Here is a 25,365-nt window from a genome sequence, read left to right as displayed (position 1 = left end):
CTTCTCCCCCCTCTATACCGCTAAATAGTTAGATGATTCAGTCATTTCAATTGTACTTGAAAACACTCTAGCAGAAAAGAGTAATCTACCATTTATTAAAAATATTCCGTAAATTCATTTTATTGATTTCCACTATTTTATCGCATATTATTTCGATAATTACTAACGTTTCTCATCATATTTTTTACTTTTCTACATATTATTTTGTAAAGAATAAACAAAATTAATCGAAAAATCGAAAAATGAGCATTTGCAAATCAAAAGACAATTCTGTAAAATAAATTACAAGAAATTGTAATCGTTGCCGATAGATAAAGTTTAACAAAAATTAACAAAAGAAAAAAGTTTACTTCACAATCGTGAAGTAAACTTAAAATAACCTATTCTAAGAAATCCTTAAGACGTTTACTACGGCTCGGATGTCTTAATTTGCGAAGTGCTTTCGCTTCAATTTGACGAATACGTTCTCTCGTTACGCCGAATACTTTCCCAACTTCTTCAAGCGTACGAGTTCGTCCATCATCTAAACCAAAACGAAGACGTAGAACATTTTCTTCACGATCTGTTAGTGTATCTAACACATCTTCTAATTGTTCTTTTAGCAATTCATACGCTGCATGGTCCGCAGGCGATGTTGCTTCTTGGTCTTCAATAAAGTCACCTAAATGGGAGTCGTCTTCTTCACCAATTGGTGTTTCAAGAGAAACTGGCTCCTGTGCAATCTTTAAGATTTCGCGTACTTTTTCTGGAGCAAGATCCATTTCTTCACCAATCTCTTCAGGAGATGGTTCGCGTCCTAAATCTTGTAATAATTGACGTTGTACACGAATTAACTTATTAATGGTTTCAACCATATGAACTGGAATACGAATTGTTCGCGCTTGGTCTGCAATCGCACGTGTAATAGCTTGGCGAATCCACCAAGTTGCATACGTACTAAATTTAAAACCTTTACGATAGTCGAACTTTTCAACCGCTTTAATTAGACCCATATTTCCTTCTTGGATTAAGTCTAAGAAAAGCATACCGCGGCCCACGTAGCGCTTTGCAATACTTACTACAAGACGTAAGTTTGCTTCTGCAAGACGGCGTTTCGCTTCTTCATCGCCTTCTTCAATACGCGTTGCAAGTCGAATTTCTTCTTCAGCGGATAGTAAGTCAACTCGACCAATTTCTTTTAAGTACATACGAACAGGGTCATTGATTTTCACACCTGGTGGCACACTTAAATCATTAAGGTCAAACTCTTCTTCCGTTTTTGTAATTTGGCGATTATTAGGACCTTCTTCGTTGTCATTGTCACCAACTAAGTCAATCCCTTGTTCACCTAAATATTCATAGTATTCATCCATTTGATCGGATTCAATTTCAAATCCATTCATGCGTTCTGCAATCTCTTCATATGTAAGAACGCCACGTTTTTTTCCAAGCTCAGTGAGTTGTTCTTTCACTTGCTCAAGGGTCATTTCAGTTTCAATTTGTTTAGAACGAGCTGGTTTATCAGCCATCTGTTCCCCTCCTTACGCGAGATACAAACATTCATTATACTAAAATTTTATCGAAAAAGCTATTTTCTTGCTTTTTGACTTTGTAAATATGCCACATAATATTTAGCAGCCTCTACAGGATCTGTTTTTTCCATTTGTTTTACTTTAAAGATAATTTCCATCTTTTCAAGTTTCTCTTTATGGCGTCTTAACGCCTCCAAATGACCTTGTAACGCTTCTTCTGTGTACTCTGGATTAATAAATTCATCCGTCGAAATATCAGTGATAATATTTTTCAACTTTTCATCAGAGAGCCAACTTAAAAATGTTCCGACTGAAGGTTCATTTCCCTTTTCATAATATGCGTATAGTTCATATAAAATCCCTTTATGTTCTTCTGTATAAAAATCTTCTATATGAGGTTCCATACGTACTGTCACTTCTGCACTTTGCAACATATGGTAGATAATTTCTCTTTCTGCCCTTTCAAAACCTGTTAACTTCGGCTTCGTTTGAACAATTTGAGATGGCTTAGAAACCTGCTTTATTTGTTTTTGCTGTACCTTTTGTTCTTTGCGATATTGGTGCAATTGATTCAAAAGTGTTTCCATTGAATACGAAAATTCTTGCGATAATGATTTTAAATATGATTCCGCCTGCATCGCATCCTGTAGCAATGATAACTCTTTTAAAACACTTTTTACATATTCTTCTTTGCCAGACTCATCTTGCAAATTTTTCCCTAAACGCAAATGATTTATTTTGAAACCAACAAAACTTATACTTGATTTCACAAGATTTTCAAAAGCGGTTGTCCCATATTGTTGCACATATTCATCAGGGTCAAGCTTATCTGGCAAGGATGTAACTTTCACTTGGCAACCAACTTGCAATAGTAATTGCCCTGCTTTCATCGTCGCTTCTCGCCCTGCTTTATCACCATCATAGCAAAGAACAACAGTTTCAACGTTACGTCGCAGAAGTTTCGCTTGTTCTTCAGTTAAGGCTGTTCCCATTGTCGCAACAGCTTCTTCCACACCACTTTTCACCGCAGCTAGTACATCGGCATAGCCTTCAAAAAGGACAACCTGCCCACGTTTTCTAATAAACGGCCTTGCTTGGTGGAAATTATACAACAGCTTACTTTTGTAAAAAATCGGTGTTTCAGGACTATTTAAATATTTCGGAGTGTCATCTCCTAACGCCCTTCCACTAAACGCTATCACCTTACCTTGTAAAGTATAAATCGGAAACATAACTCTTCCGCGGAAGCGGTCATAATGACTGCCATCCTTCTCACTTCTTACAAGAAGGCCAGCTTGTTCCATACTAGATAGCGACAAACCTCTTTTTTGTAAAATTTTCGTTGCTGCATCCCAAGCTTGTGATGCATAACCAATTTCAAATTTCTCAATCATCTCTTTTGTAATACCACGTTTTAATAAATATGAAAGTGCTTCATTTCCTTCTTCTGTATTTACTAATAAATGATGATAATACTTTTTCAAAAGTTCATGAGCCTGTTGCATGATGACAGTGTCATCAGATATGTCTTCTTGTTGTTGTTGTCCTTGCCCTGATGTATATTCTGCAACTGCAATTCCATTTCTTTCGCCAAGCTTTTGAACCGCCTCGGTGAAAGCCAGTCCTTCCATTTTCATAAGAAAAGAAAATACATTTCCACCTTCTCCACATCCGAAGCAATGAAAAATTTGCTTATCAGATGAAACAGAGAATGAAGGAGAATTCTCACCATGAAATGGACAAAGACCGAAATAGTTACGTCCCTGCTTTCTAAGTTGAACATACTCACCAATCACTTCTACAATATCAGATGATGTCCGAATCTGTTCAACAACTTCTTCGGGAATTCTGTTCCCCATAAATCCATCTCCGTGTCGTATTTTGTATTCGATATAAATTAAAAGATTCCTTTATAATTCGACAATATTTTTCTGAATTTGTTAGAAAGTACTGTCGATCACATTGTGTAAACGATTTTGGACCTTTCGTATAAGTCCCCAGTCTGCGTAAATTCGCAGATACATACTACTATATAAAATTGTATCCATTTGCTCATCTGTTACAAATGTATCTCTTGGAGACAATACATATACTCCTTTTTCACAAGAAGACTAGCAAGCACTATAACCTGTATGATCATGAAATCTGTAGCTTTTGCATGTTGATAAACATAACAATCCACTTCATCTTGCTCAGAATCTACATAGACCCAATTGCCTTGCTGTTTTCTTGAACGATGAGCATAGGATGCGACAAACAAAATTTCGACATAAAATTTTGTTCCAACTTGCACAATTACATTCTTCACGGGATACGCATCTGCATCAAATAATATCTTACTGATGTTTTGCATATTTCTGTATTCTACATCCCTTCTGTGAATCCTTCCATAATGTGCGTTTTCTTGTCTAGATTTTGTCGATTTAACGTAAATACATGTCTTTTTCGAAAATCCTATCCCTAGTTTATTCTGAAAAATTAAAGTCTAAACGTAAAATATAGGTTTTTATCACAATTTTTTATTATAATATATTTTCTTCAACTACGCTACATATCCCTTTAATTTTCATCTTACATTTAAAGATAACGAAATCGTTCCTTTAGCATAATAAAAAAAACAGAAGAATATAAGTATAACCATTCCGCTATATTCTATTACTAAGCCGAAAGTTCATACTCTACTTCGCATCTTCCTCTACCGCCTTCTCACGAGCGAAAAAAGCACATTCACCTTTGGTAAATGTGCTAAAACATTTTTTGGTTTTGCACTGCATTCACAATAATATTTGCTGTTTCTTCAATCGCCTTATTTGATACATCAATCACTTGACAATTTATTTTATTAATTACTTCCTCAAAATGACCAAGTTCTTCTTGAATACGATTAATATTTGCATATGTTGCTCCATCACTTAATCCAAGTGATTTCAATCGTTCTTTTCGAATATGATTTAACTTATCCGGTATAATTTTCAAACCGAAACATTTCTCTTTTGCCACTTGATATAATTCCTCAGGTGGATCCACTTCCGGTACAAGTGGTACATTGGCAACTTTCAAACGTTTGTTATGCGCTAAATATTGTGAAAGTGGTGTTTTTGATGTACGTGAAATTCCAATCAACACGATATCAGCTTTTAAAATACCACGTGCATCTCTACCATCATCATACTTAACTGCAAATTCAATCGCTTCAATTTTTTTAAAGTACTCTTCATCTAATCTTCGAACGACACCTGGCTCATACCTTGGTACTTGCCCTGTAATTCCTTCAATTTGATCGATAAGAGGTCCGATAATATCGTATGCCTCTACTCCTTCTTTTGCCGCTTCTGTCAATAAATATTGACGCATATCAGGCTTTACTAACGTAAAACAAATAAGCGCTTGATTGCTCTTGGCAATCGAGATTACTTCTTTTAATGTCCCTGTATCTTCTACATACGGTACACGTCTAATATCAGGAGCGAATGGGAACTGTCCCATTGCCGCTCTAACAACCAAATCAGCCGTTTCTCCTACAGAGTCAGATACGACATATACGATTTTATTATCCATTACATTACCTCACTTTAAACAAATTACACTTATTCGTTATTTACTAAATTTACAAACGCACGTGTAATATTTGTTTTTGTAATTCGCCCAATCACTTCTAAACCTTGTTTCGTATCCTTCACAACCGGCATCGCATCAATCTGTCTTTCTATTAATTCCATCGCAATATCATATAAAGAATCCTCCCTGCGACACATCGCAATGTTTGGCATCCTTGTCATGATAATATTAACCGGAAGAGAGGTTAAATCCTGCTTTCCTAAGCTAGCTCGTAATAAATCTTTACGAGATACAACGCCAACTAATAAAGTAGATTGATCTACAACAAATAATGTACCAACGTCCTCTAGAAACATAGTACAGATTGCATCGTATACTGATACATTTTTATCAATTACAGCCGGTCTAGATTGATAATCTTGCACTTTAATTTTCTTAACAGCTTCAGATAATAGCTGTCCCCCGGTTTTACCCGTATAAAAATAACCTACACGTGGACGCGCTTCTAAATAACCAGCCATCGTTAAAATTGCTAAGTCTGGTCTTAGCGTTGCACGTGTTAAACCCAATTGCCCAGCAATTGACTCCCCTGTAATAGGACCGTGATCTTTTACAATCTGAATGATATGCTCTTGCCGTTTATTCAGCTCTATGATAATCACCACCTTTAATGCACAACGAAAAAAGTTATACTATCTCTTAAATATTATATACTAAATATGCTATTCGAAAAAGAAAGTATGTAAAAAGGACCGTATACGGCCCTTTTTATATTTGAAACTTATCGATTTGTTCCAAGAAACGCCTTGTTTTCAAATAAATCCCACAATATTCATCATAATATGTATTCAATACTGTGCGCATTTGTTTTTTTGTACTATCCTTCACCGATACATTACCGAGCCGGTGTAGATCGAAGTGAAGAAAGAGACGTAATAATTTATGAACAGCCTCTCCCACCGGAATACGATACGGATCTTGTTCCGCATGACGCGAGCACAGAAAACCGCCTTCCCTGACAGAGAAGGCGACAAAATCTGTTTCTTGATGACAAATAGCACATGTATCAAAGTACGGGTGCATCCCTAATACCGGAAGCATTTTCGTTTGATAAATTAATGATAATGCTTCTGGGTCAACACCCTCACACATATAATGCAACGTTTGATATAACATTTCAAATAAATACGGATTATGCTTCTTATCTTCTGTTGCTTTATCAGTTAATTCGATAATAAATGATGCATAAGCAGTTAAAAATATATCCTCGCGAATTTCTTTCATAGATGAAATAATCTCGCCTTGTTGCAAAGTTCCAAGTCCAGATCCAATTTGAATAAGAAAATGACCATGTGTCATAAGTTGCGAAATAGCCGCTAACCGACTCTTCGGTTTTTTCGCCCCTCTTGCCATTGCACTTATCTTACCAAATTCCCGTGAGTATATTGTAACAATCTTATTTGTTTCTCCGTAATCTGTTGTACGGATGACAATGCCCTCAACTTTTTGAAACATGTTCGTCACCATCCAAGGTTTGAACAAAACGGGTCAAGAAATTGGAGAGTCTAGATGCGCTAACTCCTCTTCATGTTGATCCATCTCATCGTTTACGTCTTTTTCCATTTCTTTCAAAAGCAAATACGTTTCAATGCTTCCTGTTTTGGAGAAAAACTTCCAGGTAAAATCTAGCATAAGAATCCACCTTTCTCAATAAGCGTAGCCTATAAAGCAATTTCTTTTGTTGTTATTAAATTGACCCATTTTGTTCATTTTCATGTGAGAAAAATTTTTCCTAATTTATCAAGGTTCATAAAAACCAATAATCAGTGGATGAACAAAACACCCACTGATCACAACTTTACTTCATATTAATACTCGTCTTCACGGAAACCAAGGTCACGAAGCTGTGACATCTTATTACGCCAATCTTTTTGCACTTTCACCCATACTTCTAAAAATACTTTAGAACCAAGAAGTGCTTCAATGTCAAAGCGAGCTCGCTTACCGACTTCTTTTAACATCTTCCCTTGCTTACCTATAATAATTCCTTTTTGTGATGCACGTTCAACAACAATCGTTGCGTTTATATAAACCGCTCCGCCCTCACGCTTTTGAATTGCATCAATAACAACCGCTACAGAATGCGGTACTTCTTCACGTGTTAAATGTAATACTTTTTCACGAATAAGCTCTGAAATAATAAATCGTTCTGGATGATCCGTTACTTGATTATCCGGGTAATATTGCGGTCCTTCTGGTAAATACTTTTTAATTGCTCCGATTAACGCTTCAACGTTATTACCGTCCAATGCAGAAATTGGCACAATCTCCGCGAACTCATATAGTTTACGGTATTGATCAATTAACGCTAATAATTGCTCTGGATGAACTTGGTCAATTTTATTAATTACTAAAAATACCGGTTGTTTCGTTTCTTGTAATTTCTCAATAATAAATTCCTCACCACGACCATATCCTTCAGTTGCATTGACCATAAACAGAACAATATCAACTTCTTTTAATGTCGTTTGAGCCATCTTCACCATGAAATCGCCTAGTTTATGTTTAGGTTTATGTATTCCTGGTGTATCAATGAAAACTACTTGTGAATCATTTTCTGTATATACACCTTGAATTTTATTACGAGTTGTTTGTGGCTTATCGCTCATAATAGCAATTTTTTGGCCAATAATACGATTTAAAAATGTAGATTTCCCAACATTCGGTCTGCCAATAATAGAGACAAAACCTGATTTATAACCTTTTCTATTCATGTAAATCCTCCGCTAAAAATGCTCCTGGTAACAATTCTCCGACTGTTGTCTCTTGAACATCACCATGTAAGTTTGATAGGTATACTTTCGTATCCTGTTTACATAATTCTACCATAACTTGTCGACATGCTCCACAAGGAGGTACTGGACGCTTTGTATCTGCTACGACTGCAATAGCTACAAACTCGTTATCTCCTTCAGAAATCGCCTTAAATAACGCTGTTCTTTCTGCACAGTTACATAAACCATATGATGCATTTTCAACATTACATCCACGATATATTTTTCCATCCTGAGTTAGTAAAGCTGCACCTACTTGAAATTTAGAATATGGTACGTACGCTCGTTTACGCGCTTCGGTTGCTTCTTGAATTAATTGTTTGCTATTCATATTCCCGCATCCTTTCCGTTCACAGATGTGAATAGATACACTCTTTCATTAAAGGCCTTCACGGCGCTCCCAAAGCTTAATAAAAGCTTCGGAATGCAACTATACCATATACGGTAAAAAGATAATAGCACCAATTACAGCAGCTATAATTGCAAACAATAAAACTGCCCCCGCCGCAACATCCTTTGCAATTTTCGCAAACGGATGAATATCCGCGGTTGCTAAGTCTACTGTTTTTTCAATAGCCGTATTCACCATCTCTAAACCCATTACAATCCCTATCACAATAAGTAATACAATCCATTCCGTTGTTGTAATATGGAAATAAAAGCCGCAGCACATAACAATGACTGCGGCTAAAGAATGAATTTTCATATTTCGTTCATAACGAAGACAAAAGTATATACCAGCTATAGCATATCCAAAACTATCTAAAAGTTTTCCTTTTTTCATCGTCCTAATCCAAAGGCCTCTAAAATTTCTTTTTGTCTTCCAAACATTTCTTTTTCATCTTCTTCTGTCATATGATCATAACCAAGCAAATGCAAAAAGCCATGTAGTGCTAAAAACCCAAGTTCTCGATCAAAAGAATGTCCATATTCTTCCGCTTGTTCTTTTGCTCTTGGAATAGAAATAATAAGATCTCCTAACATACGCGGCATCTCCGCACCGACAATTTCCATTTCGCCTTCTCCCATTTCTTCCATGGCGAAAGAAATAACGTCCGTAGGCTGATCCTTATCTCGGTAATCACGGTTTATTTCACGAATACGTTCATTATCTACAAACGTAACCGATAATTCTGCTCCTTCTTCTATGTTCTCCATTTGAGCTGCTTTCTCTACCAGCCCTCGAATCAAGCTTATATACTCGTCCTTCACTTCTTCTGTTTCATCAATAAAATCAATTAATAAACTCATTCTTTCTCCTTTTCTTCCGGCGGTTCCGGATATGTAATACGGGAATGGAAAATACCATTTAACGTTTCACATAACGTTTTTCCAACGATTTGTAGTTCCTTAAATGTCAAATCACATTCACTAAATTGACCATCTTGCAAACGATCTTTAATGATACTTTGCACTAAATTATTGATTTGATCTGGCGTTGGATGATTCATTGAACGTACCGCCGCTTCTACACTATCAGCAATACCAACGATCGCCGACTCTTTAGAAGTTGCTTTTGACCCTGGATAGCGGAACATTTCCTCAGTATATTTCTCTTTATCTTCTTTAATCGCCTTATAGTAAAAATATTTAAGTAACGTTGTACCATGATGCTGTCCAGCGATATCGATAATTTCTTGAGGTATATGGTGTTCTTCTAACATTCTCACCCCATCGGTTACATGAGCAATTATAATATCTTTACTCGTTACAGGTTCTAATCTATCATGCGGGTTTTCAATCCCCATCTGGTTTTCAATAAAAAACTGCGGTTGTACTGTTTTCCCTACATCATGATAATACGCCCCTACACGTGCTAACACTCCGTTTGCTCCAACTGCTTCACATGCAGCTTCTGAAAGATTGGCTACCATTACACTATGGTGATATGTACCTGGTGCTTCTAATAAAATTTTGCGTAAGAGCGGGTGATTCGGACTTGAAAGTTCCATCAACTTCATACTCGATACAATCCCAAGACCACTTTCTAAATAAGGCAAAATCCCCATAGCTAGAACAGAAGAGATAATCCCTGAAACTGCAGCCATTAATAATTGCACCCCTATTTCAAGAGGCGAAAAGTTCCCATTTCGCAATAATAACAACGCCGCTAATACGACTACATTTAATACAGAAACGAGTATACCAGCTTGTAAAATCATCGTACGACGATTTTTTTCTCTCAAGAAAATACTAACTGATAATGAACTTAATAAAACATAAATCCCCACACTATAATTCAGTGTACTCGTTACACCTTCATTAAACATAATACTTCCGCACACAGAAAAGATCATACTCGTTAAAAATACAAATCGATCACCAATCATTAATTTTACAAGTATTGTTCCCATTGCAACCGGAACAACATACGCGATCCCTGCATATTCAAGCTTTTGGAACAAGCTAATGATTTTCATTAAAACGATCGTGATAGACAAAATGGTAATGTACGCTAAAATATACGGTCTATCTTCTCTTTTCCGCTGTAAAAACACTTCAAATTGCTTATGCATAAAGTACAATAGCACACCAATGAGTACCGCTAACCCAACATAGGGTTGAAAGCTGTTCCCTTTTTCTAACAGGCCAACTAATTTCAACTGATTGTACATATCACTTGAAATCGTTTCACCTTCTCTAACAAGGACTTGCCCTTGAAGAATATAAACAGGTGGAACTAAATCTTCTTCCGCTTTTCTCTTCTCTTTTGTTAAGGTCGGATCATAAAAATAGTTTGCAGAAATCGCATATTTCCCTAACGCCTTAATAGATTCCTTTAAACCATTATCAACATTAACACTATTCATCTCACTTACATATCGTTCCTTCGCATCCTTCAATTCGTCCATTTTAATATGCTCAGTCATGATACTATTAATAGCTGTAACTGCTGCATCTTTTGCTAATACTAATTGGTTCGAATCTGCATTAATTAAGTTTAGTAAGCTTGAATCAGATAATTCTTTCGTTAAATCAGTAGGCAATTTTTTTTTCAACTTGTCCACTTTTTCAGCATCAGTAATCTTTTTTTGCTCATCCGGCCCAACCGCTTTAATCTCTTGTATCACTTCATCTACTTTAGCAAAGACGTCATTCACAATATCCACTTTATTTTGTTTATACTCACTTTTATATGTATATTGATCTTCAACTTTTGTAGCGGCTTCTTTTTTCTTTTTGTCCGTTGTAACTTTATCTTCAATTTTAATAGGAGAATGGATTGTTTTTTTCGCAATAGAGTATGTTGCAACATCTAATTGCTCTGGTTTTACATTATTCATAAGTGCAAAAAACAGTACCGCTCCTAATAAAACGTAAGAAATCCAACTTAGTTTTTTCGAATGTTGTAAATTACGAAACCACTTAGAAATTTCTTGAGATCTTGACATGATTTCAATACCTTCTCCTCTCCAGAAATAAAGTGAAACTATTTATAGCTTTCATTTCTTCCAGCCAACGATACTTTTTAAGACCATATTTTTATAGACCATCACCTATAGTTTATTTCCCTCGTCTTTAATGATAGTAAAAAATATGTCATTCGCCAACCTTATCATACAAAAAGAAATGATCCTGACAAATAGGATCATTCCATTTTATCATATGCCTCAATAATACGTTGCACTAACGGGTGTCTCACAACGTCCGTTTGTTCCAATGTAATGAACGAAAGACCTGATACACCTGATAAAATATTAGCAGCAATAGAAAGACCTGACTTTACCCCTTTTGGCAAGTCTACCTGTGAGGGATCCCCCGTAATAACCATTTTCGAACTAAAACCTAATCGTGTTAAAAACATTTTTATTTGAACACCAGTTGTATTTTGCGCCTCATCTAATATAACAAATGAATCATCAAGAGTACGCCCTCTCATATAAGCAAGAGGTGCAATTTCAATTACACCACGTTCCATCATACGTTGTGTATATTCTTGTCCAAGAATATCATGTAACGCATCATATAGTGGTCGTAAATACGGATCTACTTTTTCTTTCAAATCACCTGGTAAAAACCCTAAGCTCTCTCCAGCTTCTACAGCAGGTCTTGTTAAAATAATTTTCTTTACATACCCTTGCTTTAAAGCTCTCACAGCCATTACTACGGCTAAGTATGTTTTTCCTGTCCCAGCAGGCCCTATCCCAAATACAATATCATTCTTTTTCATTGCATGAATATATCGTCTTTGCCCCATCGTTTTCACACGAATGGATTTACCTTTTGCCGTTTTAAAAATTTCCTCTTCATATAACTCTTCGAATTGAGCAATTTTCCCTTGTTGCCCAAGCTGAATCGCATACGCAACATCTCTTTCCGAAATTGATACACCTTTACGGATAACAACAAGTAACTGTTGTAAGATTTTTTCTACGAGCACCACAGTTTCATCTGCCCCAGATACACGAACAGATTCTCCTCTAGTCACAATCGATACACTAAGTTCTCGTTCAATTACTTTTAAATGAGCATCATTTACCCCAAAAAGAGCGATTGCTTCGTTAGGGTTTTCCAATTGTTGGTTCATTTCTACTAATTGTTCTGCCATTACTCAGTCTCCTTGAATATCGAATTCAGATATTGGTTGTGGCTCTGCAATATTTTCAATCACTGTATAATGTAATGTGACCTTTAGGTGATCCGCCTCAACCTCTTTACTCAAAATGTTATCACTTACAATCATAGCATGTTCATCCAATTTTTTCTTCAGTTCTTTTTCTGCCATCTCTTTCGCTACTTTCATTGCTTGTTTTTCGGTATATTCTCGGTTCGCTTCTTCCTCTTCTCGTACAATATCTTTCTCGTATGCAACTGGTAATGTGAATCCAAATAATTTCACATCATGTTTTACACTTTCAGTACGAGAGCGTTTATACTTATCCTGTTGAAATCCCCATATTTTTATTTTAGCACTCCCAAATTTAAGAAAATATTCATTATACGAATTACCAGTATACACTTGAAATTGCGTCTTTAACGGAACATCCACCTCAGATTTATACCACGTTTCTCCATATACAATCCCTTTAGCCGAAACAATTGTCGGATTCTCCTCATTACCATACATCCCCGAGACGAGAAGTTGCCCCTTTTCTACATGGTCATTTTTCATGACAACAGGCTTCCCAACTTCCACAAATGTTTTTGTAATAATCCCTTCTTTTTTTGCTACTAAGTTTTGTGGCTGTTGTTCATTTTCCTTTTTCGGTTCATTTTTTTCAACAATCTTAAAATGATATGTTGTCCCTCTTATTTCTAATCCCGCCCAAGTAATCGCATTAATATTGTCTGTCAAATGACGTTGAACATCTTCTACACTCGGCATTTGGAACTGTAATTTCCCTTTTTTTATACCCATTTTGTCCAATTCTTTCATCAATATATATTCCGTTTCAGGTTTTGCTCCTGTAATTTCAATTTTCCACACCATATTTGACAATGCGATCATTCCGAAAAAAAATATTAAAAACCCAATTAAAAATCCACTATTTTTAATTAAACGCTTATTCCAAAACGGAAAACCGTAACGTCCAATAAAATATAATTTACATTCATTTTTTCTATAAATTGGTTTTATCTTTTTCACATCTCGTAATAACATACAAAAAACTAACGTTTCATCAGCTATCTTCTTTACATCCCAAACGAGTAATTTCCTCCGCACACACTCGTTAACAAAGCGTTCCGCTCCTCTACCTTCAATTCGCACCTTTACATACCCAAGCCATTTTATAAACCATTTATTTTTCATCGACTATCTCCACTACCTTTCTAAAAGTAGATACACTACTTTTCAATTCGATTATCAAACTAGCTCGTACTAAATTAGCAGATTCCTTGATCCTCACTAATTATTAACCTTCACGAGCCAGTTTTTTTTACGTGGAACTCAATTCCCACCTATCCTCTTTGTACGAACCGAATATTGAGGCCAGAACGTTATCACCTGTTAATACAAGGTAACGAAGAAAAACTTCACAAACGGAAGTTTCTCCTCACTCCTCTTTCTTTTCATTTTCTAAAAACGTCACTTGTTCAATAATCCCTTCAAGTAACAGTTCTTCTGGAAGGATTGTTTTAATAACAAAGGATTGACCTTTAATTAATAATTGACCATGTTTCAATAGCAATCTTACCTCTTTATCTGAAAACACTAATAATCCTCGATGATTTTCTATATAGATATGTACTTGCCCAACAAGCGTGATCCGAGGTAGATCCATTAACACATCCACTGGCAGGTCTATTTGCTTCGTTAACCAATTCTTCATTTGTTCTAATTTCTTCATCTCAAAAGACCCCCTCTCATCCCATATGTATGAAAAAAGAGCTTGTAATATCACGTCCAAACTGAAAAAAGCATAAAAAAACGTCTCATACGAAATGAGACGCTTTTTTATGCTAATAGCTGGATAACCAGCTTATTCACAAGTGATCCGTCTGTTTTACCTTTTACTTTCGGCATAACAGCAGTCATCACTTTACCCATATCTGCTTTAGATGTAGCACCAACTTCAGAAATAACTTGCTTAATTATATCCGCTAGTTCTTCTTCTGTTAATTGCTCCGGCAAATATGCGCTTAAAATCTGAATTTCACTTTGCAGTTTATCAACAAGGTCTTCACGACCAGCTTTTTTAAATTCAAGGAGGGAGTCCTTATACTGTTTTACTTCACGAGCTAAAACTGTTAATTCCTCTTCTTCAGTAAGAGTATGTTGCAGTTTAATACCTTCATTTTGTAAAGCAGCCTTAACCATACGAATAACGGTTAATTTTTCTTTTTGTTTATTCTTCATCGCTTGTTTCATATCATCGTTTAAACGACCGAGAAGACTCATAACTTACACCCTCTCTTAGAACTTACGCTTTCTTGCCGCTTCAGACTTCTTCTTACGTTTTACACTTGGCTTTTCATAAAACTCGCGCTTTCTTGCTTCAGCAAGTGTACCAGTTTTAGAAACCGACTTTTTAAAACGGCGAAGTGCATCCTCCAAAGACTCGTTTTTACGAACGACTGTTTTTGACATTCTCTTTCCCTCCCTCCGAAACATCACACTTACATACTAACTTCAGCATGCAAAAAGAAACACTTCTTCAGCATGTCTTTTAAGATTATAATACATTTTATCACTTCAGGTCAACTATTTGGCAGAATAAAAGAAGAATTGATGCTCTTCCTTTTTCAAAAACTATGTTGATAGCCTTTATCTCTTCCCCTAAAAATAAATATATTTTTATTACTGGATCTTTTTTATACAAGGATACGCTCAAAAATCACTCATTTAACGAACAACCCACTGCATCTTCTTTCAATACTTAACTTCTCCATGAACGAAAAAAAAGCATTAACGGGCAGTAAAACTCCCATCTCAAAATTCGGCTGAAGCAAAGAAGTTAGGTGGGAGATCAACTGCCCGTAAACGCCCGATTGGTAAGGGCAAATAATCAGTGGGGATGAACAAAACCCCCCACTGATTAAAGTTTCACTTTATTATGCGCTTGCTGATTCTTTTTTTACATCATCTTCAAGAACACGAACAAACTGCGCTTCATTATATGGATAACCAGCTTTTGTAATTTTCACTTTTACTAGCTTACCAATCAATTCTTCAGATCCTTCAAACACAATTTTTAAGTAGTTATCTGTATAACCTACATATAAACCTTCACGGTCACCATCTTTAAATGTCTCTTCCGGAATGATTTCAAGTACTTCACCTTCAAATCCAGAAGCATACTCTTTCGCTAATTGATTTGATAGCTCAATTAAACGGTGAACACGATCGTTCTTCACGTCTTCAGGAATTTGATCTTCCATACGTGCTGCTGGAGTACCTGTACGTTTTGAATAAGGGAAAACGTGTAATTCAGAGAAACGATTCTCTTTAATGAAATTGTACGTTTCCATGAATTCTTCTTCTGTTTCACCTGGGAATCCAACAATTACGTCTGATGTAATCGCAAGACCTGGTAACGCTTCTTTCAAACGATCTAAACGCTCTTGGAAAAATTCCATCGTATACTTACGGCGCATACGTTTCAATACAGTATTAGATCCTGACTGTAATGGAATATGCAAGTGACGTACAACTACTTCTGATTTATCTAACACTTCAATTACTTCATCAGAAATTTGACTCGCCTCAATAGAAGAAATACGAAGGCGTTTCAATCCGCCTACTTTCGCTTCCATATCGCGCAGTAATCCCGCTAAGTTATACTCTTTTATATCTTCACCGTACCCACCTGTATGAATACCTGTTAATACGATTTCTTTATAGCCCGCATCTACTAATTGCTGCGCTTGTTTAATAACTTCTTTTCCATCACGAGAACGCATTAAACCACGCGCCCAAGGAATGATGCAAAATGTACAGAAGTTATTGCAACCTTCTTGTATTTTTAAAGATGCACGTGTACGGTCCGTGAAATATGGTACATCGAGCTCTTCATATACACGTGTTTTCATAATATTGCGGACAGCATTAATTGGTTGACGCTCTTTACGGAATTCTTCGATGTATCCTAACATCTTCTCACGATCTTGCGTACCAACAACAATATCTACACCTGGAATTGCCATAATTTCTGCTGGAGATGTTTGTGCATAACATCCAGTTACACAAATTACCGCATCTGGATTTTGACGTACAGCACGTCTAATTACTTGACGGCTTTTTTTATCTCCAGTATTTGTTACTGTACATGTGTTAATAACATATACATCAGATTTTTTTTCATATTCAGTTCTTTCATAACCACCTTGTTTAAACAATTGCCAAATCGCTTCTGTTTCATAGTGGTTTACTTTACAACCTAACGTGTGGAACGCAACAGTTGCCATTGATTATCACCCCATCAATTCAAAATGATAAGAAGCGGCACTTAACGCATAAAGCGGAGCCGTTTCTGTTCTTAAAATTCTTGGTCCTAAACTACATGGTACAAATTTATGTTCACGAAGTGCGGTTATCTCTTCCTCCGCTAAACCGCCTTCCGGCCCAAATACAATCAGCAGCTTTTGGCCTCGTTTAATCGTCGATAAAGCTTTCGCAAAATTAGATTTCTCACCTTGTTTCGCTTCTTCTTCATACGCAACAAGACAAACATCATACTCGCTACTCATCGACAGCAGTTGTTTAAATGATGAGGGAACGTGTACTTCTGGAATTTCACTTCTATGCGATTGTTCCGCAGCTTCTTTTACAATTTTTTTCAAACGCTCAACTTTTTTATCTGCTTTTTTCGCATCCCACTTTACAATAGATCGAGATGCTTGAAATGGTAAAAATGCAGCTGCCCCAAGCTCAGTTCCTTTTTGAAAAATTAACTCTAGCTTGTCTCCTTTCGGCAGTCCACTTGCAATCGTCACGAACACAGGAAGTTCGCTTGACGCCTCTACCCATTCTACAATAGTGGTATCCACAAATTCACTGGTAATTTCAGCAATTGAACACTCTGCTGTTTGACCATTTACACAGCAATAAATGTGGTCACCAGCTGACATACGCATCACTCTTGCGATGTGATGAACATCATCACCCATTATACGAATACTTGTCTCATTTACATATTTCTCTTCTACAAAATAACGTTGCATATAATCACCTTAGTAGAGTTTCGTTCCTTTCGTAAGTCAACACTTACGAAAAGAACGAAACGTTATCATTTTCATATAACAAACGGCAAGTCCCTCACCTTATACGGTGAGAGACTCCCCTGTTCTTTATAGACTAAAATCTATATTACGCATTTCGTGCAATAATTGCTACCCAATCTTCCATTCGAAGCACTTCTTCAATTGTAAATCCAGCTTTTTCTAACGCTTCAGAAATTAATTTTTCTTTCGCCCCAATAATACCAGATGTAATAAATAATCCACCTGGCTTCACAACTCTCGCTGCATCTTCAGGGAATAGAAGAATAATTTCCGCTAGTAAATTTGCTACGATTAAATCAACTGGACCTTCAATACCTTCTAATAGACTATTCTGTCCAACATTGACAATGTCATCTGTTTTATTTAAGCGCACATTCATTTCTGCACTTTCAACTGCAACTGGGTCTAAATCATACGCTTGAACAGAAGCCGCACCTAATTTTGCCGCAGCAATACTAAGTACCCCTGAACCTGTCCCCACATCAATCACAGTATCACCTGGCTGAACCGTTTTTTCTAACGCACGAATACACATCGTTGTTGTTGGATGTGTCCCTGTACCAAACGCCATACCTGGATCTAATTCAATAATTTTTTCATCTGGAGAAGACGGTGTATACTCTTCCCACGTCGGCACAATTGTGAATGTATCAGAAATTTGAACTGGATGATAATACTTCTTCCAAGCAGTAGCCCAATCTTCCTCATCGACTTCATTAATTGTAATATTTCCTGTACCAATTTCGATGTCGAAAGATGGTAGTGCATCAATAGATGATTTTACACCTGCAACCGTTTCGTGTAAAGAATCCGTTTGTGGGAAATATGCTTTTACCAAAACACCCTCACTTGGATATTCATCTGGGTTAAGTGCATAAATCTCACCGTATTGTTGCTCGCGCTCTTTCGTCAACTCCGCTGGGTCCTCAATCACAATCCCGCTAGCGCCTGCTTCATGCAAAATATGAGAGACAGCTTCTACTGCTTCTTCTGTTGTATGAATACTAATTTCTGACCATTTCACAATTTACCAACTCCATTTTTTATTTCCATTATTCCCCTTTGAAAGCACGTTTAAGCTTTCTGAATAAGCTATCATCCTGCTCTTCTTGCCCTGCAAATTCACGCAATAAATCTTTTTGATGTGAAGTTAATTTCGTCGGCACAACAACACGAACGACTACATATTGATCTCCTTGACCATATCCACGTACGTTCGGAGCACCTTTTCCTTTTAAGCGGAATTCTGTTCCTGTTTGTGTTCCTGCTGGAATTTTCAGCTTCACTTTGCCATGAACGGTAGGAACTTCTACTTCCGCACCAAGTGCCATTTGCGCAAATGTTAATGGCATTTCGCAAATAATGTGATCCCCTTCGCGCGCAAAGAATTCATGATTTCTCACATGAACAACAACATATAAGTCACCTGCCGGTCCGCCATTTACGCCTGCTTCACCTTTTCCAGATACACGAATTTGTTGACCATTATCGATACCCGCTGGAATTTTAACATTGATTTTTTTGCGTTTACGAACTTTACCAGAACCATGGCATGTCGTACATTTCTCTTTAATCATTTGACCTGTTCCTGAACAATGCCCACAAGCTTGACGGTTTACAATACGCCCAAATGGTGTATTTTGTTCTACACTTACTTGCCCTGATCCTGAACAATGTTTACATGTTTCTTTTGAAGTCCCTGGTTTTGCTCCGCTACCCTTACAAGTATCACATGGATCCTCCACTGGAATCTCAACATTTAATTCTTTACCAAAAATAGCTTCTTCAAACTCTAAAGTAACTTGATATTGTAAATCAGCACCTTGACGCGGAGCATTCGGATCACGACGTCTGCCTCCACCGCCACCAAAGAATGAACTGAAGATATCTTCAAATCCGAAACCACCGCCGAAGTCGCCTCCACCGAAACCTTGATTCGGACCCGCGTGACCAAACTGATCATACTGCGCGCGTTTTTGATCGTCACTTAATACTTCGTATGCTTCTTGTACTTCTTTAAACTTTTCAATTGCATTTTCTTCTTTACTTACGTCTGGATGGTACTTTTTAGCCAAACCACGATACGCTTTTTTTATTTCATCTTTAGAAGCACCCTTGCTAAGTCCAAGGACCTCATAATAGTCTCGTTTATTCATAAATTTGCAACCCCCGAATCTTTCACATAAACGTAATTTTAACACCGAAAGAAAGTGCTTTGCAACAAAGTTTCCTCACTTACAGTATGCAAAATAAAAAACTTAAGATCCTCACACATTTCTTCTTATTCGTGAAAAAAGCCAAAGCCAAGGCACGCTTGACTTTGACTTTTTGTCATCTTACTTATTTTATTTCACTTTATTACTTGTCTTCTTTTACTTCTTCAAACTCAGCGTCTACTACATTATCTTTTTTCGCGCCAGCGTCTTGTGCTCCTTGTGCACCTTCCGCTTGCCCTGCAGCCGCTTGAGCTTGCTCGTATAATTTAACAGTTAATTGTTGTACGATTTCTTGAAGAGCATCTTTTTTCACACGGATTTCTTCAAGTTCGTTTTTCTCGATTGCCGCTTGTAATGCTTCTTTCGCTTCCGTTGCTTTCGCTACTTCAGCTGCATCTACTTTACCTTCTAAATCTTTTACAACTTTGTCTGTTTGGAATACAAGTTGGTCAGCTTCGTTACGAAGTTCAACTTCTTCCTTACGTTTTTGGTCAGCATCAGCATTTGATTCAGCTTCTTGTACCATACGATCTACTTCTTCATCAGAAAGACCTGAAGAAGATTGGATTGTAATAGTTTGCTCTTTGCTTGTTCCTAAGTCTTTTGCACGTACGTTAACGATACCGTTCGCATCAATATCGAATGTTACTTCGATTTGTGGAATTCCACGTGGTGCTGGCGGAAGGTCTGTTAATTGGAAACGACCTAACGTTTTGTTGTCAGCTGACATTGGACGCTCACCTTGTAGTACGTGAATGTCTACCGCTGGTTGGTTATCAGCAGCTGTTGAGAATACTTGTGACTTACTTGTTGGAATTGTAGTGTTACGCTCGATTAATTTCGTGAACACACCACCCATAGTTTCGATACCTAAAGAAAGTGGAGTTACGTCTAATAATAGAACGCCCTCTACATCACCAGTAAGTACGCCACCTTGAACTGCAGCACCTAATGCTACAACTTCATCTGGGTTTACACCTTTGTATGGCTCTTTACCAGTTTCACGTTTAATTGCTTCTTGTACAGCTGGGATACGAGTAGAACCACCAACAAGGATAACTTTATCTAATTCGCTTGGAGAAAAACCAGCGTCTTTTAATGCACGACGAGTTGGCTCTAATGTTCTTTCAACAAGACCAGCTGAAATTTCTTCGAATTTAGCTCTTGTTAACGTTAATTCTAAGTGTAATGGACCAGCAGCTCCAGCACTAATGAATGGTAATGAAATTTGTGTTTGTGTTACACCAGAAAGATCTTTCTTCGCTTTTTCAGCTGCATCTTTCAAACGTTGAAGTGCCATTTTATCTTGGCTTAAATCAATGCTATTTTCTTTTTTGAATTCAGCTACTAAATGATCGATGATAACTTGGTCAAAGTCATCTCCACCAAGACGGTTGTCACCAGCAGTTGAAATAACTTCGAATGTGCCGTCTGCTAACTCAAGGATAGATACATCAAATGTACCTCCACCTAAGTCATATACTAAGATTTTTTGCTCTTCATCTTGTTTTTCTAAACCGTAAGCAAGTGCTGCGGCTGTTGGTTCGTTAATGATACGCTCAACTTCTAAACCAGCGATACGACCAGCATCTTTCGTTGCTTGACGCTCTGCATCGTTGAAGTATGCAGGTACTGTAATAACAGCTTTCGTTACTGTTTCACCTAAGTATGCTTCAGCAGAAGCTTTTAAGTTTTGTAAAATGATTGCAGAAATTTCTTGAGGTGTAAAATCTTTACCTTCAACTTCTACTTTGTAGTCTGTACCCATATGACGTTTAACAGACATGATTGTATTTGGGTTTGTAATTGCTTGACGCTTCGCAACTTCCCCAACTTGACGCTCTTCATTTTTGAAAGCTACAACAGAAGGTGTTGTACGGTTTCCTTCTGGATTTGGGATAACCTTTGGTTCTCCACCTTCCATAACAGCTACACAAGAGTTTGTTGTACCTAAGTCAATACCGATAATTTTACTCATGGCGAATCCTCCTACTTTTATGTACATTATTGATTTACTTTTACCATTGATGGGCGAATCACACGGTCTTTTAGTTTATAACCTTTTTGGAATTCTTCAACTACCGCGTTTGATTCAAATTCACTGTCTTCCACTTGCATAATAGCTTGGTGTTCATTCGGATCAAACTGTTTACCAACAGCTTCAATCGCTTCAACACCTTCCTTAGTCAACGCTTCTAGCAATTGACGATGCACCATTTCCATACCTTGTAACAAGGATTGCGTTTGCTCGTCAGTCGCTTCCACTTGCATCGCTCTTTCAAAATTATCAAGAGCTGGCAAAATATCTGAAACTAGACTTTGTGCTCTATATTTATCAGCAGCCTGTTTATCCATTTGGACACGGCGCTTATAATTTTCAAAATCAGCTTGTAGACGTAATGTGCGACCTTCCGTTTCCGTTAGTTTCGCTTGTAACTCATCTACTTTTTCTTGTAAAAGAGCAGCCTCACTTTTTTCTTCTACAGTTTTTTCACTGTTTTCTGGCGTGACAGCTTCTTCAACTTGCGCTTCTTTCACTTCTTCTACCACTTGTTCGTTACGCTCTTCCACAATTTTCACCTCCTTAAAAGGTATTAGGTATCATGCTTAGCATGATTACCTAAGCATTATATATTACACACAGCAATGAAAATTCCATCACTTGAGCGAATGTATTACTCTCATTTACTTTTTAAGTCCGTCTGTAAATTGTCTTGTAAATAACTGCAGTAAACTAATTACACGAGAGTATTGCATTCTCGTCGGACCTAAAATTGCAATTGTTCCAAGTTGCTCTTCTCCAATCGAATACGTTGCAGAAATTAAACTACAATCTTCCATAGCTATCGAAGAATTTTCTCTACCAATTTTCACTTGAATTCCGACTTGTTTATGACGCAAAATGTCATAAAACGCAGCCTCATTATCAATCATCGTCAGCAAAGATCTTACTTTGTGAATGTCATGGAACTCTGGTTGCGAAAGCATATTTGCTTTTCCTCCAAAGTATATCTTTTCCGATAAAGGAACTTGAAATGTACCATCTAACATTTTTATTGCACTATCGTAATTATGAACATACCCACGCAAGACTGTAACAATCTCTTTAAAGATTTTATTATGAAGTTCTGCCATAGGTATACCAGATAGCTTTTCATTTAAAATATTAACCATTTTTTCTAAATCTGATAAATCAACAGATTCCGGAACGGTAATCGTTTTACTTTGCACATGCCCTGTATCTGTTACAATAATAGCGACTGCTGTTTGACGATCAAGCGGTACAATTTGTACATTTTTAAGTTTATTTGTGCTCAATTTGGGACCAAGAACAATGGCCGTATAATTCGTAAGCTCTGATAAAATTTGAGCGGATTGTTGTGCAATTTTTTCTGCTTCAAAAATTCTTTCAGCAAATAAATCTTTAATTTGTACAATTTCATCGGTCGGTAAGTTTTGCGGCGCTAAAAGATGGTCTACATAAAATCGGTATCCTTTTTCAGAAGGAACACGCCCAGAAGAACTATGCGTTTTTTCAATAAATCCTAGTTCTTCTAAATCAGCCATTTCATTTCGAATAGTAGCTGAACTAAACGTAATTTCATCTTTCTTAGCCAACGTCCTCGAACCAACTGGTTGCGCTGATCCAATAAAGTCATCAACAATTGTTTGTAAAATTAAGAGCTGACGTTCCGTAAGCATCTCATCATCACCTCTGTTAGCACTCTTTGTCTTCGAGTGCTAAATCTATTAATAACTTACCAAAATTGACATTCAATTGTCAACGGAAACGTCACGAAATAACAAAACTTTTTCACGCTTATGGCACATTTAATTAATCAATCAAAAATGACTGGAATACTTCATTCCCTAATAGTTTCCCTTTCCTCGTTAAACAAACATGCCCATCTCTGTTTTCAAGTAATCCTTGTTCTTGATTACTTTGTAACTGCTTTGCAAAAACATGATCCATCTCCACATTAAATTTCTTTTGGAATTCTAACTTAGAAACACCTTTTGTTTTTCGAAGTCCTAAGAACAACTCTTCTTCCATTTTTTCTTTCTCTGTCACTGTGTGAACATCTAAATATGGAAATCCTGTCTCATTAATTTTAGTGAAATATTGCTTGAGCGGACCTACATTTTGAATTCGTTCCCCGTTCACATAGCTATGCGCTCCAGCTCCAAATCCATAATACTCTTCATTATTCCAGTATGTGAGATTATGTCTACTTTCATTATTACCTTTTGAGAAGTTACTAATCTCATACTGGTTATAACCATGTTTCTCCATTTCATCCATTACCATTTCGTACATTTTCGCTTCATGATCTTCACCTGGTAGTCTTAATTTCCCTTTATTCATTAAGTTATAAAATACGGTTTTCGGTTCCACAATTAAGGAATATGCCGAGAAATGTTGTACACCAAGCGTAAAGGCAATGTCTAATGTTTCCTTTACATCTTCTATCGTCTGTCCTGGCAGAGCATAAATTAAATCTACATTAATATTTGCAAAACCGACTTCCTGCGCTTCTCGAATTGCTACGAATGCATCTTCTCTCGTATGCCTGCGTCCAATCTTCTCAAGTAGCTCATCACGAAACGTTTGCACACCAAAACTAATTCGGTTTACTCCACCTTCTAGCAATAAGTTCAACTTCTCTTTCGGTAAATCACCTGGATTCGCTTCAAATGTTAATTCACAATTCGGCGCAAATGGACGCAAACGACGGTTAATGATGTCGAGTAGCTGTTTTGTTTGCTCCATATTTAAAGCTGTCGGAGTTCCTCCGCCAACAAAAATCGTTTTCATACTTTCAAACGGTACTTTTTGAACCGTATTTATTATTTCTTTCTCTAAATATTGTAAGTATTGATCAACCGGTTGGCGTTCAATAAATACTTTATTAAAATCACAATAGTGACAAATATGCTGACAAAATGGAATATGAATATATGCAGCTTGTACCAAATATAACTCCTACCTTTCTAAAAAGAAAACCTCCGCGTTCCGGAGGGTCCTTTACTTTTATAAAGTGTTACGAATTTGTTCCATTCGCATTTTTCCCCAATCATACATCATTTCAACGATCGGTAAAAGCGACATACCTAATTCCGTCATATAGTACTCAACTCGCGGAGGAATTTCCGGGTATACTGTTCGATCAATAATCCCGTCCTCCATTAACTCTTTCAATTGATTTGACAACACTTTATGAGAAATGCTTGGGAACAGACGTTGTAATTCACTAAAACGATGCGGACCTTCCACACCTAAGTGCCACAATATCACAACTTTCCACTTCCCACTAATAATAGAAAGCGTCAGTTCCTTTTCGCAATTAAAATTACCTTTTTGTATTTTCTCTCGAATATCTTTTCGAATATTTTCGGACATTAATAGTCTCCTAACTCTATATCAATCACTAAAAAGCTCTCTCACTATTGTAAATGAGAGATGCTAAGATGTCTAAAAAGTAGCATATAAAAAAAGAAGCCGAACGAACGGCTTCTACTTTTATCACAATTGGTGCGGGCTAATAATTAGCGAAGAATAGAAAAATCCCCACTAATTATAGT

Annotated in this window: 26 protein-coding genes; all 26 read right to left on the bottom strand. The window is 36.9% G+C overall.

The features are described from left to right. Positions 1 to 380: 380 nt before the first annotated feature. Entirely contained in the window at positions 381 to 1,508 is a 1,128-nt protein-coding gene (rpoD, locus tag JTF23_RS15650; protein ID WP_000764066.1) for an RNA polymerase sigma factor RpoD, read from the bottom strand. 59 nt (positions 1,509 to 1,567) lie between these two features. Further along, complete coding sequence (gene dnaG / locus JTF23_RS15645) at positions 1,568 to 3,370, bottom strand: DNA primase (RefSeq protein ID WP_002067179.1); 1,803 nt, start codon at positions 3,368 to 3,370, stop codon at positions 1,568 to 1,570. A 200-nt stretch (positions 3,371 to 3,570) separates the two neighbouring features. Beyond that, on the bottom strand, positions 3,571 to 3,864 hold the full coding sequence (locus JTF23_RS27870; protein WP_252188024.1) for a DUF188 domain-containing protein: 294 nt from the start codon (positions 3,862 to 3,864) through the stop codon (positions 3,571 to 3,573). Positions 3,865 to 4,256: 392 nt separating this feature from the next. Continuing rightward, positions 4,257 to 5,069 (bottom strand): pyruvate, water dikinase regulatory protein, encoded by an 813-nt coding sequence (locus tag JTF23_RS15635; RefSeq protein WP_002160452.1) that lies wholly within the window; start codon positions 5,067 to 5,069, stop codon positions 4,257 to 4,259. 29 nt (positions 5,070 to 5,098) lie between these two features. Further along, entirely contained in the window at positions 5,099 to 5,731 is a 633-nt protein-coding gene (ccpN, locus tag JTF23_RS15630; protein WP_087947415.1) for a transcriptional regulator CcpN, read from the bottom strand. 106 nt (positions 5,732 to 5,837) lie between these two features. Further along, the gene (recO, locus tag JTF23_RS15625; protein WP_002160450.1) at positions 5,838 to 6,584 is read right to left on the bottom strand and encodes a DNA repair protein RecO; all 747 of its coding nucleotides are present in this window, start codon (positions 6,582 to 6,584) and stop codon (positions 5,838 to 5,840) included. A 33-nt stretch (positions 6,585 to 6,617) separates the two neighbouring features. Next, on the bottom strand, positions 6,618 to 6,761 hold the full coding sequence (locus JTF23_RS15620) for a YqzL family protein (RefSeq protein ID WP_000883924.1): 144 nt from the start codon (positions 6,759 to 6,761) through the stop codon (positions 6,618 to 6,620). 176 nt (positions 6,762 to 6,937) lie between these two features. After that, on the bottom strand, positions 6,938 to 7,843 hold the full coding sequence (era, locus tag JTF23_RS15615) for a GTPase Era (RefSeq protein ID WP_002160449.1): 906 nt from the start codon (positions 7,841 to 7,843) through the stop codon (positions 6,938 to 6,940). After that, complete coding sequence (locus JTF23_RS15610) at positions 7,836 to 8,234, bottom strand: cytidine deaminase (RefSeq protein ID WP_002111886.1); 399 nt, start codon at positions 8,232 to 8,234, stop codon at positions 7,836 to 7,838. The genes era and JTF23_RS15610 overlap by 8 nt, the downstream gene beginning before the upstream one ends. A gap of 99 nt (positions 8,235 to 8,333) precedes the next feature. Beyond that, on the bottom strand, positions 8,334 to 8,687 hold the full coding sequence (locus JTF23_RS15605) for a diacylglycerol kinase family protein (RefSeq protein WP_204209126.1): 354 nt from the start codon (positions 8,685 to 8,687) through the stop codon (positions 8,334 to 8,336). Continuing rightward, positions 8,684 to 9,154, bottom strand: coding sequence for an rRNA maturation RNase YbeY (gene ybeY, locus JTF23_RS15600; RefSeq protein ID WP_002088675.1), 471 nt, complete (start codon positions 9,152 to 9,154; stop codon positions 8,684 to 8,686). Before ybeY ends, JTF23_RS15605 begins: the two co-directional genes overlap by 4 nt. Next, positions 9,151 to 11,295, bottom strand: a complete 2,145-nt coding sequence (locus JTF23_RS15595; RefSeq protein ID WP_204209125.1) for an HD family phosphohydrolase — start codon at positions 11,293 to 11,295, stop codon at positions 9,151 to 9,153. The genes ybeY and JTF23_RS15595 overlap by 4 nt, the downstream gene beginning before the upstream one ends. Positions 11,296 to 11,492: 197 nt before the next feature. Further along, the gene (locus JTF23_RS15590) at positions 11,493 to 12,452 is read right to left on the bottom strand and encodes a PhoH family protein (protein WP_002015189.1); all 960 of its coding nucleotides are present in this window, start codon (positions 12,450 to 12,452) and stop codon (positions 11,493 to 11,495) included. Positions 12,453 to 12,455: 3 nt separating this feature from the next. Continuing rightward, positions 12,456 to 13,655 (bottom strand): sporulation protein YqfD, encoded by a 1,200-nt coding sequence (gene yqfD / locus JTF23_RS15585; RefSeq protein ID WP_204209124.1) that lies wholly within the window; start codon positions 13,653 to 13,655, stop codon positions 12,456 to 12,458. Positions 13,656 to 13,899: 244 nt separating this feature from the next. Continuing rightward, complete coding sequence (gene yqfC / locus JTF23_RS15580) at positions 13,900 to 14,193, bottom strand: sporulation protein YqfC (RefSeq protein WP_002088680.1); 294 nt, start codon at positions 14,191 to 14,193, stop codon at positions 13,900 to 13,902. Positions 14,194 to 14,300: 107 nt separating this feature from the next. Next, positions 14,301 to 14,744: a GatB/YqeY domain-containing protein gene (locus tag JTF23_RS15575; RefSeq protein WP_000054578.1), complete on the bottom strand. Its 444-nt coding sequence runs from the start codon at positions 14,742 to 14,744 to the stop codon at positions 14,301 to 14,303. Between the two features lie 15 nt (positions 14,745 to 14,759). Next, entirely contained in the window at positions 14,760 to 14,933 is a 174-nt protein-coding gene (gene rpsU, locus JTF23_RS15570) for a 30S ribosomal protein S21 (RefSeq protein WP_002088683.1), read from the bottom strand. A 464-nt stretch (positions 14,934 to 15,397) separates the two neighbouring features. Then, positions 15,398 to 16,750: a tRNA (N(6)-L-threonylcarbamoyladenosine(37)-C(2))-methylthiotransferase MtaB gene (gene mtaB / locus JTF23_RS15565; protein ID WP_002160445.1), complete on the bottom strand. Its 1,353-nt coding sequence runs from the start codon at positions 16,748 to 16,750 to the stop codon at positions 15,398 to 15,400. 6 nt (positions 16,751 to 16,756) lie between these two features. Continuing rightward, a complete protein-coding gene (locus JTF23_RS15560) occupies positions 16,757 to 17,506 on the bottom strand; it encodes a 16S rRNA (uracil(1498)-N(3))-methyltransferase (protein WP_002160444.1) in 750 nt (249 codons plus the stop codon). Positions 17,507 to 17,651: 145 nt separating this feature from the next. Beyond that, entirely contained in the window at positions 17,652 to 18,590 is a 939-nt protein-coding gene (gene prmA / locus JTF23_RS15555) for a 50S ribosomal protein L11 methyltransferase (protein ID WP_204209123.1), read from the bottom strand. 28 nt (positions 18,591 to 18,618) lie between these two features. Then, positions 18,619 to 19,722 (bottom strand): chaperone protein DnaJ, encoded by a 1,104-nt coding sequence (dnaJ, locus tag JTF23_RS15550; RefSeq protein WP_088079386.1) that lies wholly within the window; start codon positions 19,720 to 19,722, stop codon positions 18,619 to 18,621. A 202-nt stretch (positions 19,723 to 19,924) separates the two neighbouring features. Then, positions 19,925 to 21,760 (bottom strand): molecular chaperone DnaK, encoded by a 1,836-nt coding sequence (gene dnaK, locus JTF23_RS15545; protein ID WP_204209122.1) that lies wholly within the window; start codon positions 21,758 to 21,760, stop codon positions 19,925 to 19,927. Between the two features lie 26 nt (positions 21,761 to 21,786). Further along, positions 21,787 to 22,353, bottom strand: coding sequence for a nucleotide exchange factor GrpE (grpE, locus tag JTF23_RS15540; RefSeq protein WP_002165061.1), 567 nt, complete (start codon positions 22,351 to 22,353; stop codon positions 21,787 to 21,789). Between the two features lie 114 nt (positions 22,354 to 22,467). Further along, positions 22,468 to 23,484: a heat-inducible transcriptional repressor HrcA gene (gene hrcA, locus JTF23_RS15535; protein WP_204209121.1), complete on the bottom strand. Its 1,017-nt coding sequence runs from the start codon at positions 23,482 to 23,484 to the stop codon at positions 22,468 to 22,470. Positions 23,485 to 23,617: 133 nt separating this feature from the next. Beyond that, positions 23,618 to 24,757, bottom strand: coding sequence for a radical SAM family heme chaperone HemW (gene hemW, locus JTF23_RS15530; RefSeq protein WP_204209120.1), 1,140 nt, complete (start codon positions 24,755 to 24,757; stop codon positions 23,618 to 23,620). A 57-nt stretch (positions 24,758 to 24,814) separates the two neighbouring features. Next, positions 24,815 to 25,183 (bottom strand): winged helix-turn-helix transcriptional regulator, encoded by a 369-nt coding sequence (locus JTF23_RS15525; RefSeq protein WP_002160441.1) that lies wholly within the window; start codon positions 25,181 to 25,183, stop codon positions 24,815 to 24,817. Between the last annotated feature and the right edge of the window lie 182 nt (positions 25,184 to 25,365).

It is taken from the genome of Bacillus sp. RIT 809 (assembly GCF_016892495.1).
GTDB lineage: Bacteria > Bacillota > Bacilli > Bacillales > Bacillaceae_G > Bacillus_A > Bacillus_A cereus_U.
This window is presented reverse-complemented; position numbering and strand designations above follow the sequence as displayed.